Raw genomic sequence first — 12194 nt, 5'->3', positions numbered from 1 at the left:
ATTAAATACCGTCCCTTTCCAGCGGACAGCTCATGCACCTTGCACCACCGCGTCCTCTGCCCAGTTCATCACCGGCGATGGGGAGTACGGTGATCCCGGCTTTATCGTATTTTTCGTTAGTCCGGAGATTGCGTTCGTAGCCAATCACCACCCCCGGCCGGATGGTCAGCACATTGTTGGCATCGTTCCATTGCTCGCGCTCTGCTTCGAAACGATCACCTCCGGTTGTGATCAGGCGGATATGGTCAATATCCAGAGCCAGCTCAAGAGCTTTGGTAAAACCACTTTCTTCCGTACGTCGCAGACCGCCATAACCATCCGGAGTCAGTGTCCAGCAAGGGATATGCTGGTTAATGATCTGCGGGTAGATAGAAAAAGTATTGATATCCAGGTGTGTCATCACGGTATCAAGATGCATACAGGAGCGTTGCTGAGGTAATTCCAGCACGATAACGCGGCTGGCCTGCTGATGTTTAAACAAGGCGCTGGCAAGAAATTCTATTCCCTGGGCGGTGGTACGTTCCGACAAACCGATAACTACCGTGCCGCGGCCAATAACCAGCACATCGCCACCCTCGAGGGTGGCATTATCATAGTTAAGATCGTCATCCCCGTAATAGCGGATAAAATCACCGTCATTAAAGGCCGGGTGCCAGCGGTAGATAGCCCGCAGGTTATGGGTTTCCCGCTGGCGGGCTATTTTTGCCATCGGGTTAATACTGACCCCCTGATAAATCCAGCATGAGGTGTCGCGGGTAAATAAATGGTTGGGTAACGGACGGGTAATAAAGTCGTCCTGATCACTCTGACGTCCGGCAATATTACGTATTTCCGCAGGTAATTCATCGCAGGTTAAGCCTCCGGTGAAATGACTGGCCAGCAGGCGGTGTGGCATTTGATCCAGCCAGCTACGGATATCGGCCGCAAAACGTGGCCCGAGGCGATAATCAGAAATTTGCGTTTCCAGCAGCCAGTGTTTTGCCGCCGGAACATCCAGCGTCCGGGTCAGTAAATCTGACAGTAGCAGTACCTCAATCCCCTGCTGTCGCAGGGTATCGGCAAACTGATCGTGCTCTTCTCCTGCCCGTTCAACAGATAATACATCGTCGAACAGCAGATCCTGGCAATTGCCAGGCGTCAGCCTTTTCAGGCTCAGATGAGGGCGATGGAGTAATACGCTGCGTAATGTACCAATTTCAGAACCAACATAATGCTTTTCCATAGATGCTCCTTATCGGTGGAATAAACAGTATCTGCTGAATTAAACAACAGACACTGTTCCTGATAACTCGCCTGAAAATAACGAATTACCAGCACTAAGAACTGTGACTATATTCAAGGAGTTGTTGGTTATTGTCAGGGGGTTGCCGCTTTATGAGAGGGATCATTATTTAGGATTTTATTTTTTTATATAAAATGAAAATATACCCGAATAATCAGCGTGGTTATTTCAACTAGCGTAGTCTGTAACGCTATTTTAAAAAGCACAAAAATAAATATGAAATTGATATTTAACGACAAATTTATCGTGTTGAATTTTTATACATTATACAAGGTGATTATTTAATACGCCGAACTGGCCGGGGAATAGTTATTCACAGAAGTGGCAGGAAATGAAAAGTTATATTTATGAACTGATTCTTGTTTTTTATTATTATTCTCTGATAACAGTCAGTTATATACATCACTGCCGGCGATCGGATACCAGATATGCAGTTATAATGAATGTTATTTCCTTTTGTCTGCTTGCCAGACGACGGATTTTAAAATAACTATGCCACAGGCGATGGCTGCGCAGAAAAGAGCATGCAGTGACAGACAGCACTATCACTGCAAAATCGCGGGACTGATTACGGGCTGAGAGTCGCAACCATGACCGCTTTAATGGTATGCATCCGGTTTTCTGCCTGATCAAACACAATGCTGTGAGGTGACTCAAAAACGTCATTAGTCACTTCAATACCCTCAGTAAAGCCATATTGTTCGGCCATCTGTTTGCCCAGAGTGGTTTGATCGTCGTGGAACGCCGGCAGGCAGTGGAGGAACTTCACCTGTGGATTACCGGTAAGCGCCAGCATATGGTTGTTTACCTGGTACGGACGCAGCAGGGCAATCCGTTCGGCCCAGGCTTCTTTTGCTTCACCCATCGACACCCAGACATCCGTATAAATAAAGTCTGCGCCTTTTACTCCATCAGTAACGGATTCCGTCAGGGTTATTTTCCCGCCGGTCTGCCGGGCGACGGCCAGGCACTCTTCCACCAGCTCTGCATCCGGCCAGCATGCTTTCGGCGCGACCAGCCGTAAATCAAGTCCGGTCAGTGCTGCCGCTTCCAGCATCGAATTTCCCATGTTATTACGGGCATCGCCTGCATACACCAGGGTTATCTGGTTCCAGGACTTACCCGGTAAGTGCTCCCGCATAGTCAGCAAATCGGCCAGTAACTGGGTCGGATGAAACTCCGTCGTCAGACCATTCCAGACCGGTACCCCGGCATATTCAGCCAGCGTCTCGACAATACTCTGTTCATATCCGCGGTACTGGATACCGTCATACATCCTTCCCAGTACCCGTGCTGTATCTTTGATTGATTCTTTATGGCCGATCTGGTTACCACTGGCACCCAGCCAGGTCACCCTGGCCCCCTGATCGTAAGCGGCAACTTCGAAAGAGCAACGGGTTCGGGTCGAATCTTTTTCGAAGATGAGCGCAATATTTTTTCCTTGCAGGGCAGGGGATTCCTCACCTTGTTTTTTATCCTGTTTCAGGCTGGCGGCCAGACTCAGTAACTGTTCAAGTTCAGCAGAGGTAAAATCCAAGAGTCTCAGGAAATTACGCTGGTAAAGCTTACTCATATATCGCTCCGGAGATAAAAATCATATGAATTAATATTCAATCTATATGTATGAATATTCATTTTCAACCTTATTTTCAGTTATCCTGCGCTTTAGAGTAGTGCCGCGCCTGTGGCTGTGGGAAAATAGCCGCTGATGCGGGGGAATGCCCCTGAGCGCACCTGAGGAATAATCCCTATGACATTTGAATCCTTTATGGAAGAACAGCGCGAAGAAACACGCGAAATCATTGAAGAATTACTGGAAGATGGCAGCGATCCTGATGCGCTCTATACCATAGAGCATCATTTATCCTGCGACAGTTTTGATGCGCTGGAAAAAGCCGCTGTTGATGCATTCAAACTGGGCTATGAAGTGACTGATCCGGAAGAGCTGGAACTGGAAGACGGCACCACAGTTATGTGTGTCGATATTATCAGCGAAGTGGCACTGAAGGATGAACTGATTAATGCTCAGATCGAACAACTGGTGAAAATGGCCGGTAAGCACAATGTGGATTACGACGGCTGGGGAACTTACTTTGAAGATCCTGATGCCGAAGATGAAGACGAAGAGGATGATGAAGACGGTTCTGACTCCCATGACAACGGTGTGCGTCACTAATTAGTTGTCAGTTTTCGTCGTAAGCCCGTCCCCTGGTCTGATGATAACGGATGGCCGGGGCAGCGTTCACCTGCAGATTTTTTTGTCTGATATCCACTGAATTATGAATGACTCAGCCCTGATAGCCCCCCTGTTACAGTTTTTACATTGCCGGACACCCCGGTCATGGCTTGATGAAGCCGCCAGACCAGAAAATCTGCCATTACTATTAATCGATCACCTGACCTGTGAACTGAAAGCCGCACAGACCGCGGCCTGGCTGCTCCGTAAATATGCAGCGGATAAACCCGGTAGTGAAACCCTTAATCACTGGTTGTTGCCTTACGAAAATTTTATCTACCGTGAATGTCCTGACAGTGATTTTATTGAGGCTCACCGCAGTCTGGGTAACCGGATTACACGGCGGGCAGAGTGTCCCCGCGCTGATGATCTGATTGATAAAATGGTGCTGTTGATAAAAGAAGAATTGCACCATTTTTATCAGGTCTGGGAAATTATGCAGTCCCGGGGGGTGGCCTACCATAAAATTACCGCCAGCCGTTATGCCAGAGGACTACTGCGCGAGGTGACCACCCATGAACCCGACACGCTGGTGGATAAACTAATCTGTGGTGCATATATCGAAGCACGTTCCTGTGAACGTTTTGCCGCACTGGCCCCGTACCTTGATCCTGAACTGGCAAAATTCTACCGTTCGTTATTACGTTCTGAAGCCCGTCATTATCAGGACTATCTGACCCTTGCACGACAGATTTCCCCCGGTGATATCAGTGCACGGATCCGGAAAATAGGCGAAACGGAAGCAGCATTAATTACCGGACCGGACACGGAGTTACGTTTCCATAGCGGTCCGCTATCACATTAGAGAAACCTTTTGATAACATTATGGTTTTTGTTTTAATGGCAAATCATTCGGGTGTTTATTCCATGTAGTGTAATCATTAAAGCCTAATGATCTGCATGTTATCTAATATTTAGCAGTAACGACTGCATTTTTGGCTTTATCCGGTTGGTTTGTCATTATCATTCATTTATTTTGAATAAGATAAGCAATTTGTTCAGCTTTCGTGCAACCGGACACAGGGCTATGATTCACCGCATCAAGGCAATACGGCCTTCAGACAAAAATAAATTAAGGTGACCCTCATGAAATCCATCAAAACTTTAGTTGCAGTTGCAGTCCTTTCCCTGATTTCTTTCGGTAGCTTTGCTCAGAGCGTTACCGCCTGTGCAAGTACTCTTGATGCCGCTGAAGCACAGATTGCAGCTCAGGCCCACAAAGCCGGCGCTTCTTATAAAATTACCGAAGCAAATTACAACAATGGCGTGCATATGACCGCCGAACTGAATAAGTAACAGAGACAGAAGGCTCCCCGGCGGAAAATATCCCCGGGGGAGTCTTTCCTGTAATATTCCCCCGCCACCTGTCTGCGCCTGTATTTTCAGGCTCCTCACTCAGTTATCTGCTGTGTTATATAAAATCCGGCCCGGACAGACGGATATTTTATCCGCGGAACAGAACCTGAATTCACCGGATAATTGCCGGTTGAATAGCTGAACAACTGCGCTACAGTCGGGACTGAAGTCACCGGCGATATGTGTGCCCTGTCCCGTCAGGCGACTGACGACATCTGACAGGCCTGGCGGTCATGTCATCAGGGGAATCATCATCCGGCCAGTGACCCAACCGTTAAAGGAAGCGACCATGAATACAATAAAAACCGTACTGGCGGTGAGTCTGGTGTCTTTACTTTCATTCAGTAGTTTTGCGGAAAGTGTGACTGCAACGGCAGATAATCTGGATGATGCGGAGGCGAAAATCGCGGCGCAGGCCAAAAAAGCCGGAAAATCGTATACCATCATTGAAGCCACTATGAATAATGGTGTGCATATGACGGCAGAGCTGCATAAATAAATCTGCCATCAAAAAAAACAGCTATCTGCGTCTGCGGATAGCTGTTTTTTTACGGATCCGGCCGCTGACTCTTATAGCAGATTTTTTTCCCCGCAGAGTGCGACTGCCGGGCGATCAAGTCCATACAACGACCAGTCAACGCCGTCAGCATTCAGCCGGAAAATGACGGTTGCCAGTGTATTCTCCTGATCCGGATCGTCTTTCGCCAGCCGGTAGACAGGCAGTTTTCCGTCAGTATCAGACAGAATAGTCAGCATCTGTTCGGCTGACAGTGCGGTTTCCGCGGATAACAGCTGATCGATCCTGTGCTGGCGTGCGGCTGAACTTCCGGTAATCACTTGTTCGCAGGCCGACAATTGCGGGTGTATCAGATGATTAGCGTGGCCACTGTTACCCGTCAGCATGGTCACACTGTTGCCCTGACCGGTCGCTTCTACGCTGAACAGGCGCGGATCACCGGCCTGCCCCAGCGTGTGATGAAATGCGCCTGCCCGTGCCGTCGCCGTCAGTATCAGGACGGCATCGTCAAGACTGGTAGCATTCAGTGCCGCTCTTGCCAGTATCTGACGAGGTAAACCCGCCGGACGTTGTACTGCCCTGATATTATTGACGGTATTCACAACGCCGTGCTGATTTACCGCAAAGGTGTGCCCGCACAGAGACCCGGGATAGGCGAAGCTGACAAAAGCACTACCCTGCAATGGCCTGATATCGGCGATAAAACAGTCATCCCGCAATTGCGGAAAGCCATCCTCATTATGGGCAATAAAACACTGACCGGCACTGTCACGACCCGCCAGAGTGGTGCAGCCATCTGAGGTTGAACGTACCAGATCACCGCGGCAATTCCAGGCAAAAACCGCGTCCAGCGGGGCATCTAATCCGCAGGCCATCCCCTGCAGTTCCTGCCATATCAGCGGATACTCGCGTTGCACAGCCTCAGCCATTGCCCGTGCCTGTGGTGAATCTTTCAGGCGAATAACCGTTTGCCACAGCGTGGTTTCCGGCAGCTTATTATGCCATGCCGCCTTACCCGCGCGGCCCAGTTGTTCGCCAATGGAAAAAGCACCACCACGGAGCGTGATTATGTTCATATACGGAGTATCTCAGTTTTAACTCAGGAAACGTGCTGCAGGAATTCCTGCAAACGGGCGCAGCCATTACCGCCCTCAATCAGCCCGGCGGGCGAACCATCTTCAGCAATGGTACCGCCATCGATAAAGATCAACCGTGAGGCAACATCCCGGGCAAAACCGATTTCGTGGGTCACAATGACCATTGTCATCCCCTCTTCAGCCAGAGAACGCATAACCTGTAATACTTCGTGGCGCAGTTCCGGATCCAGCGCGGAGGTAGGTTCATCAAACAGCATCATCTGTGGCTTGACGGCCAGTGCCCTGGCGATGGCAACACGCTGCTGCTGTCCGCCGGAAAGCTCTGAAGGGTAATGGTCAGCACGTGCTGCCAGACCGACCCGTGTCAGTAAATCCATCGCCTGTTTACGTGCATCTGCTTTACTGGCATGGCGAACCTTAAGTGGTCCGAACATGACATTTTCCAGGGCTGTCAGATGAGGGAACAGATGAAACTGCTGAAAGACCATTCCGGCTTCACGGCGGATATCCTGCTCATTAACATGCGGATCGGTCAGGTGCATACCTGCCACTATCAGAGCCCCGGAAGAAATTTCTTCCAGTTTATTAATACAGCGTAACAGGGTGGATTTACCGGATCCGGAAGGGCCGATAATAACGACTACTTCACCGGCATCAATTTTCAGATTGATATCATGCAGCACCTGCGTTGAGCCAAAATTTTTCGAGACATTTTGAAATTCAACCATACTCATAAAATATGCATCCTTTTTTCCAGAGTTTTAAGCAGGAAGCTCAGACACAGAGTAACAATCAGATACAGTGCTGCAACTGCGGTCCATACTTCGAGTGCGCGGAAGTTACCGGCGATAATTTCCTGTCCCTGACGGGTCAGTTCGGCAACCCCAATCACAATAAATAATGAGGTATCTTTGATACTAATGATCCACTGGTTACCCAGTGCTGGGATCATACGGCGTAATGCCAGCGGCATAATGATGTACCAGAGCGTTGCCCGTGAAGACAGACCCATTGCCAGTCCGGCTTCTTTAAAACCTTTATTAATTGATAGCAACGCACCACGGGTAATTTCGGCAATATAGGCGCCGGAATTTATCATAATGGTCACAACCGCAGCGGTAATCGGATCAATACGTACCGGTAAAGCGAGTGGCAGGGCGAAGTAGATAAACATCACCTGCACCATAATCGGCGTTCCGCGGATAAGCTCGACGAAAATCAATGACACCGTCTTTGAAAATCTGCCGCCTAATGCGCGACAGACACCGGCGATCAGCCCGATGACAAACCCTCCCAGTAACCCGACTACTGAAATGAACAGGGTCAGTTTGAGCCCCTGTAATAATATTGGCACGGCTTGCCAGACATAACTGATATCAAAATTCATAATCTTATCCGCATGGTCAAATAGACAGCGGGCCAGCCATAACTGGCCCGAAAAACAATTACTTAGGTTCTTTGTCGAACCATTTTACGTAGATTTTGTTATAGGTACCGTCAGCGCGTAACTCTTTCAGCGCTTCGTCAACACGTCTGGTGTAAGGGCTGTTTTTCTGCAGCGCAAAACCGTACTGCTGTGGCAGCACGCTATCGTTTTCACCGGTCGCTTTGATTTTTCCGTTACCGGCAGTTTTTACGTAATACAACACGTTCGGCGAGTCATGAACGACCGCATCAATATTGCCGGCCTGCAGATCGAGATAGGCGTTATCGATGTTCGGGAACTCGACATAATCAGCTTTTACATTGGCTTTCATATAGGTTGCAGCGGCCGTACCCTGCTTCAGGCCCACTTTCTTACCCGCCAGATCGCTGAACTTATTAATACCGGTAGCTGAGCTTTTTACCGCCATCAGCAAGTCAGCGTTGTAGTATGGGGCGCTGAAATCAACAACCTGTGCACGTACCGGCGTAATAGTGATCCCAGCCATAGCGACATCAATATTACGTGACTGCAGACCAGGGATCAGACCACTGAAATCCATAGGTTGCAGGGTATAGTCGACATCCATTTTTTTAGCGATGGCATTCCACAGATCAATATCAAAACCAACATATTTGTTGTCTTGTTTGAATTCGAATGGAACAAATGCGGTATCAACACCGACCGTCAGTGTATCTTTAGCAACAGCATTAAAGCTGAATGCACTTGCCAGTAAGGCCAGTGAAACACCTACAGTATTAATTGTTTTCAGCATAACGAGTCCTTTTTATAAGATCGGATGATGTGTGTCAGTCATACTCAAAAAAGCAATAACCATGCCAGAATTAAAAAACAAATAACCCGGGGAAATAAATTATATAACCAAATGATTTAAAAGTGTTTTATATGTTATTTGGTTGTTAACTTTCAGCATTCTGGCTGTGGCGCGGGTAATCAGTTTTTCTTATAAAGGCGGCGAAAGAGTTTGCACTTCTTTGGTGCCCCCGGCGGAGCGGGGGAGCACCATTTTAGTGCGATAGCGGGCGGAGTCAGAAGCCTGTGGGTGTATGCTGCGCCGGGGTTCGGGCAACATTCATAACCATTGCCAGTAAGCTGTAATAGCCATTGATGCCGATCAGATCCATGACCGCTGCTTCACCGAACTGTGCCACGGACTGCTGCCAGATATCGTCACTGACATGCTTTTGCTGATGTAACTGCTGGCAGAACTGATATACCAGCCATTCATCCTGTTGCAGAGCTGTATCAGCAGGCCGTTGCTGATGCTGTATCGCGTCAATTGCCTGTTCTGAAATCCCCTGTCCGCGGGCAATGGGCGCATGAATCTCCCATTCGACCGGCTGACCCCAGTAACGAGCTGTCACTAAAATAGCCAGTTCAGATAACCGCAGGCCGATTGCACTACGGTAGCGCAGGTACTCACCCAATCGTTGTGCATGAGCCATTAGTTCAGGGCTACGCAATAATGCCTGAAACGGAGGCAGTAATGCTCCGCGTGGCCCCTGAATCACTTCTTCGGCCAGTGTCCGCTGTTCATCGCTCCAGTCCTCTGGTGCCAGCGGTGGCAGGCGGTTAGTTATGGTCATCGGTCAGGCACCTGCTGCGTTGTGTGTTTCGCGGATGATCACCTGTTTCAGGGTATCGACCACCACATCCAGTTGCTGCTGAGTCACAATAAATGGCGGTGCAATCAGGATATGGTCACCCTGCTGTCCGTCAATCGTGCCACCCATCGGATACACCATCAGCCCCTGTTCAAGGCAGCCGCGTTTAATGGCGGCGTGCAGCTTCAGCGCCGGGTCAAAAGGGGCTTTGCTCTGTTTGTCTCTCACCAGTTCAATCCCGGCAAATAAGCCGCGTCCCCGGGTGTTACCGACAAATTCCAGTCCGGCAATCTCATTGTCTAATTGTTGTAGTAAATAATTTCCCTGGTGCTGCACATGACTTAATAAATTATCCCGCACAATTACTTGCTGTACAGCCAGTGCGGCGGCGGCAGCGGTCGGATGGCAAATATAGGTATGGCCATGCTGAAACAGTCCGCTGCCCTGACGTAGCGGTTCAATCACCTTATCGCTGACCAGCACGGCACCAATAGGCTGATAGCCGCCACCCAGTCCTTTTGCGACAGTGACAATATCCGGTACCACGCCATCCTGTTCGAAAGAATGCAGAGTTCCGGTACGGCCCATACCACACATCACTTCATCGGCAATATACAGCACACCGTATTTATCACAGAGCCTGCGCACTCCGGCAAAATACCCCTTCACAGGAGGGACAGCACCGGTGGTGGCACCACTGACAGTTTCGGCGATAAAGCCAATAATTTTTTCCGGGCCGGTCTCAACGATGGTTTGTTCGAGTTCATTCAGTAACCGTTCGGTATATTGCTGTTCGGTTTCATCGTGGCGCTGATCACGGTAGGCATTACAGGCCGATACCCGCGCGACATCCATCAGTAACGGTGAAAATTGTTTACGCCACCATTCATTACCGCCTACCGCCAGTGCACCCAGAGTATTACCGTGGTAGCTCTGACGACGGCCAATAAAAGTGGTTTTTTCCGGCTGTCCGGTTTCCACACAATACTGACGGGCCAGTTTCAGGGCGGTCTCGACCGCTTCAGAACCGCCGGAAACAAAATAGACGGAATTCAGATCCCCGGGAGCGCTGCCTGCCAGCTGATCAGCCAGCTTTTCTGCCGCATCACTGGTGAAAAATCCCGTATGGGCGTAGGCGAGTGTATCGATCTGCCGGTGCATTGCTGCCAGCACATCCGGATGAGCATGGCCCAGGCAGGATACTGCCGCACCGCCACTGGCATCCAGGTAACGTTTACCTGAAGCATCGGTAATATAAGCACCCTGTGCCGAGGTAGCGATCGGCGGAGTAAAATGAAGACTGCGGTGAATAATATGGCTCATTGATCATCCCGTTACTGGTACGGCAGGGGAAACCCCGGATAAGAGATATACTCTCAGATACAATTGGATCATTCAATATAATAATGATTCATTTGTATCATTTCGGGTGTTGCGGATCAGCGCCGGGTGGGAGACTATTTACCGGGGAATATATAGGCCCCGGAATCAAACAGATAGCGCTCAGCACTCTCTATCCGGCGGATAGCCTCGTCACCATGTCTGGCGACCAGGGCGGCCATCAGGCATTCGGCAATTCCCATCCCTGAAACCACGGAAGGAAAAAAAGACGGACTGCTGACCGGAAACAGCAGGTTACAGGTGGCGGCTTGTGCCAGAGGGGACAGAGGAGAATCAGTGATAGCAATCAGAGTGGCACCGGCGGCCCGGGCATATTCGGTAATTTGCAGAGTCTCCCGTGAATAGGGGGCAAACCCGACGACAACAACCAGGTCGCGGCAAGTAATCTCACGGGTAAAAATCTCCTGATTGCTGGCCAGCCCGTCAATCAGAGACACCTGACGGTGGAACAGGCGATAGATATAGTAGAGTGACCATGCGACCGGAAAACTTGCCCTGAAACCGCAGATATAGACCTGGTCAGCGCTATCCAGCAGGCTGACCGCCTGTTCCAGACTGTGACGGTTATTTTCCTGAGTTTGCTGTAAATTGGCCGCAAAGGCTGAAAAAACTTCGTCATATAATGCCGGATGCTGCTGCTTATTTTGCAGATCGCTGGCACGGGCAGCGTAGCTGTCATCCGCCAGCCCCATGCAACGGATAAAGGCATCTTTCAGCTCTCCCCAGCCATTGAACCCCAGCCGTTTCGCCAGCCTCAGCAGGGTGGCGGGTCTGACTCCGGCGTTTCCGGCAAACGCCCGCATTGATAACACTACCAGTTCATTATTGTGTTCCAGTATGAACTCTGCGGCTTTTTGCAGCTCCGGCGTCAGGGCCGGGTAATGTTCAACAATAATTTTACGCGGGTCCATAAGGGGAGGTCTCCGGGGGTTATTGGTTCAGGGGGGATGATAGCGTGCCTTTAGGGATTTGTATGTATTCACTCAGGAGCAGAGGGCGCAATGGCCGCGCCCTCTGCACACCGGGCCTGTGCGGCAGATCGTTCCGCCGCTGCGCGGTACCTTCGTTCANNGGCTCGCCCTGGCCACACTCATTCACTCAGCGGCCCGGATGCCGCCTCCGGTAACCTGCCTCAGCTATCGATAACGCTGATTGCAGAAAAACTTTTTCAGCGATAAAGGTATCTGATTAATTTCGATTTATTACCGGGGCGGTACTGTAACGCTGATGCGGGTATGCCGCATATCAATCCGGCGG

General features: G+C 49.9%; 13 protein-coding genes. 4 read left to right on the top strand and 9 right to left on the bottom strand.

The window, feature by feature from the left end:
• Position 1 precedes the first annotated feature (1 nt).
• Positions 2 to 1222, bottom strand: a complete 1221-nt coding sequence (gene arcA / locus JK198_RS07015; RefSeq protein WP_212710553.1) for an arginine deiminase — start codon at positions 1220 to 1222, stop codon at positions 2 to 4.
• 628 nt (positions 1223 to 1850) lie between these two features.
• Positions 1851 to 2855 (bottom strand): ornithine carbamoyltransferase, encoded by a 1005-nt coding sequence (gene argF, locus JK198_RS07010; RefSeq protein ID WP_212707676.1) that lies wholly within the window; start codon positions 2853 to 2855, stop codon positions 1851 to 1853.
• Between the two features lie 177 nt (positions 2856 to 3032).
• On the opposite strand from argF, the gene rraB reads away from it, so the two are divergent.
• The 4 genes from rraB (at position 3033) to JK198_RS06990 (ending at position 5373) form a co-directional block, all read left to right on the top strand.
• Entirely contained in the window at positions 3033 to 3458 is a 426-nt protein-coding gene (gene rraB, locus JK198_RS07005; protein WP_212707677.1) for a ribonuclease E inhibitor RraB, read from the top strand.
• 103 nt (positions 3459 to 3561) lie between these two features.
• Positions 3562 to 4323 (top strand): tRNA isopentenyl-2-thiomethyl-A-37 hydroxylase MiaE, encoded by a 762-nt coding sequence (gene miaE, locus JK198_RS07000; RefSeq protein ID WP_212707678.1) that lies wholly within the window; start codon positions 3562 to 3564, stop codon positions 4321 to 4323.
• Between the two features lie 281 nt (positions 4324 to 4604).
• Complete coding sequence (locus tag JK198_RS06995; RefSeq protein ID WP_212707679.1) at positions 4605 to 4814, top strand: YdgH/BhsA/McbA-like domain containing protein; 210 nt, start codon at positions 4605 to 4607, stop codon at positions 4812 to 4814.
• Positions 4815 to 5163: 349 nt separating this feature from the next.
• Positions 5164 to 5373 carry a YdgH/BhsA/McbA-like domain containing protein gene (locus JK198_RS06990; RefSeq protein WP_212707680.1) on the top strand — a complete coding sequence of 70 codons (210 nt, stop codon included), beginning with the start codon at positions 5164 to 5166 and terminating at the stop codon, positions 5371 to 5373.
• Between the two features lie 71 nt (positions 5374 to 5444).
• Here the strand turns inward: JK198_RS06990 and JK198_RS06985 are convergent, their stop codons facing one another.
• The 7 genes from JK198_RS06985 to JK198_RS06955 all read right to left on the bottom strand — a co-directional run bounded on the left by JK198_RS06985 (position 5445) and on the right by JK198_RS06955 (position 11848).
• Entirely contained in the window at positions 5445 to 6467 is a 1023-nt protein-coding gene (locus tag JK198_RS06985) for a C45 family peptidase (protein ID WP_212710552.1), read from the bottom strand.
• Positions 6468 to 6490: 23 nt separating this feature from the next.
• On the bottom strand, positions 6491 to 7216 hold the full coding sequence (gene glnQ / locus JK198_RS06980; protein WP_212707693.1) for a glutamine ABC transporter ATP-binding protein GlnQ: 726 nt from the start codon (positions 7214 to 7216) through the stop codon (positions 6491 to 6493).
• A gap of 2 nt (positions 7217 to 7218) precedes the next feature.
• Positions 7219 to 7875 (bottom strand): glutamine ABC transporter permease GlnP, encoded by a 657-nt coding sequence (gene glnP, locus JK198_RS06975; RefSeq protein WP_212707682.1) that lies wholly within the window; start codon positions 7873 to 7875, stop codon positions 7219 to 7221.
• A 58-nt stretch (positions 7876 to 7933) separates the two neighbouring features.
• Entirely contained in the window at positions 7934 to 8683 is a 750-nt protein-coding gene (gene glnH, locus JK198_RS06970) for a glutamine ABC transporter substrate-binding protein GlnH (RefSeq protein ID WP_212707694.1), read from the bottom strand.
• Between the two features lie 277 nt (positions 8684 to 8960).
• Positions 8961 to 9518: a carboxymuconolactone decarboxylase family protein gene (locus tag JK198_RS06965; RefSeq protein WP_212710551.1), complete on the bottom strand. Its 558-nt coding sequence runs from the start codon at positions 9516 to 9518 to the stop codon at positions 8961 to 8963.
• Between the two features lie 3 nt (positions 9519 to 9521).
• Positions 9522 to 10859: an aspartate aminotransferase family protein gene (locus JK198_RS06960; RefSeq protein WP_212710550.1), complete on the bottom strand. Its 1338-nt coding sequence runs from the start codon at positions 10857 to 10859 to the stop codon at positions 9522 to 9524.
• Between the two features lie 134 nt (positions 10860 to 10993).
• Positions 10994 to 11848: a MurR/RpiR family transcriptional regulator gene (locus JK198_RS06955; protein WP_212707685.1), complete on the bottom strand. Its 855-nt coding sequence runs from the start codon at positions 11846 to 11848 to the stop codon at positions 10994 to 10996.
• Between the last annotated feature and the right edge of the window lie 346 nt (positions 11849 to 12194).

Origin of the sequence: Tatumella sp. JGM91 (assembly GCF_018257575.1) — a bacterium.
Classification (GTDB): domain Bacteria; phylum Pseudomonadota; class Gammaproteobacteria; order Enterobacterales; family Enterobacteriaceae; genus Tatumella; species Tatumella punctata.
The sequence above is the reverse complement of the archived record's forward strand: the minus strand, read 5'-3'. Positions and strand labels throughout refer to the sequence as shown.

Bases quoted from the DNA above. Each gene is read 5' to 3' on its own strand.
- arcA (WP_212710553.1), bottom strand. From the start codon at position 1,222: ATGGAAAAGCATTATGTTGGTTCTGAAATTGGTACATTACGCAGCGTA.
- argF (WP_212707676.1), bottom strand. From the start codon at position 2,855: ATGAGTAAGCTTTACCAGCGTAATTTCCTGAGACTCTTGGATTTTACC.
- rraB (WP_212707677.1), top strand. From the start codon at position 3,033: ATGACATTTGAATCCTTTATGGAAGAACAGCGCGAAGAAACACGCGAA.
- miaE (WP_212707678.1), top strand. From the start codon at position 3,562: ATGAATGACTCAGCCCTGATAGCCCCCCTGTTACAGTTTTTACATTGC.
- JK198_RS06995 (WP_212707679.1), top strand. From the start codon at position 4,605: ATGAAATCCATCAAAACTTTAGTTGCAGTTGCAGTCCTTTCCCTGATT.
- JK198_RS06990 (WP_212707680.1), top strand. From the start codon at position 5,164: ATGAATACAATAAAAACCGTACTGGCGGTGAGTCTGGTGTCTTTACTT.
- JK198_RS06985 (WP_212710552.1), bottom strand. From the start codon at position 6,467: ATGAACATAATCACGCTCCGTGGTGGTGCTTTTTCCATTGGCGAACAA.
- glnQ (WP_212707693.1), bottom strand. From the start codon at position 7,216: ATGGTTGAATTTCAAAATGTCTCGAAAAATTTTGGCTCAACGCAGGTG.
- glnP (WP_212707682.1), bottom strand. From the start codon at position 7,875: ATGAATTTTGATATCAGTTATGTCTGGCAAGCCGTGCCAATATTATTA.
- JK198_RS06965 (WP_212710551.1), bottom strand. From the start codon at position 9,518: ATGACCATAACTAACCGCCTGCCACCGCTGGCACCAGAGGACTGGAGC.
- JK198_RS06960 (WP_212710550.1), bottom strand. From the start codon at position 10,859: ATGAGCCATATTATTCACCGCAGTCTTCATTTTACTCCGCCGATCGCT.
- JK198_RS06955 (WP_212707685.1), bottom strand. From the start codon at position 11,848: ATGGACCCGCGTAAAATTATTGTTGAACATTACCCGGCCCTGACGCCG.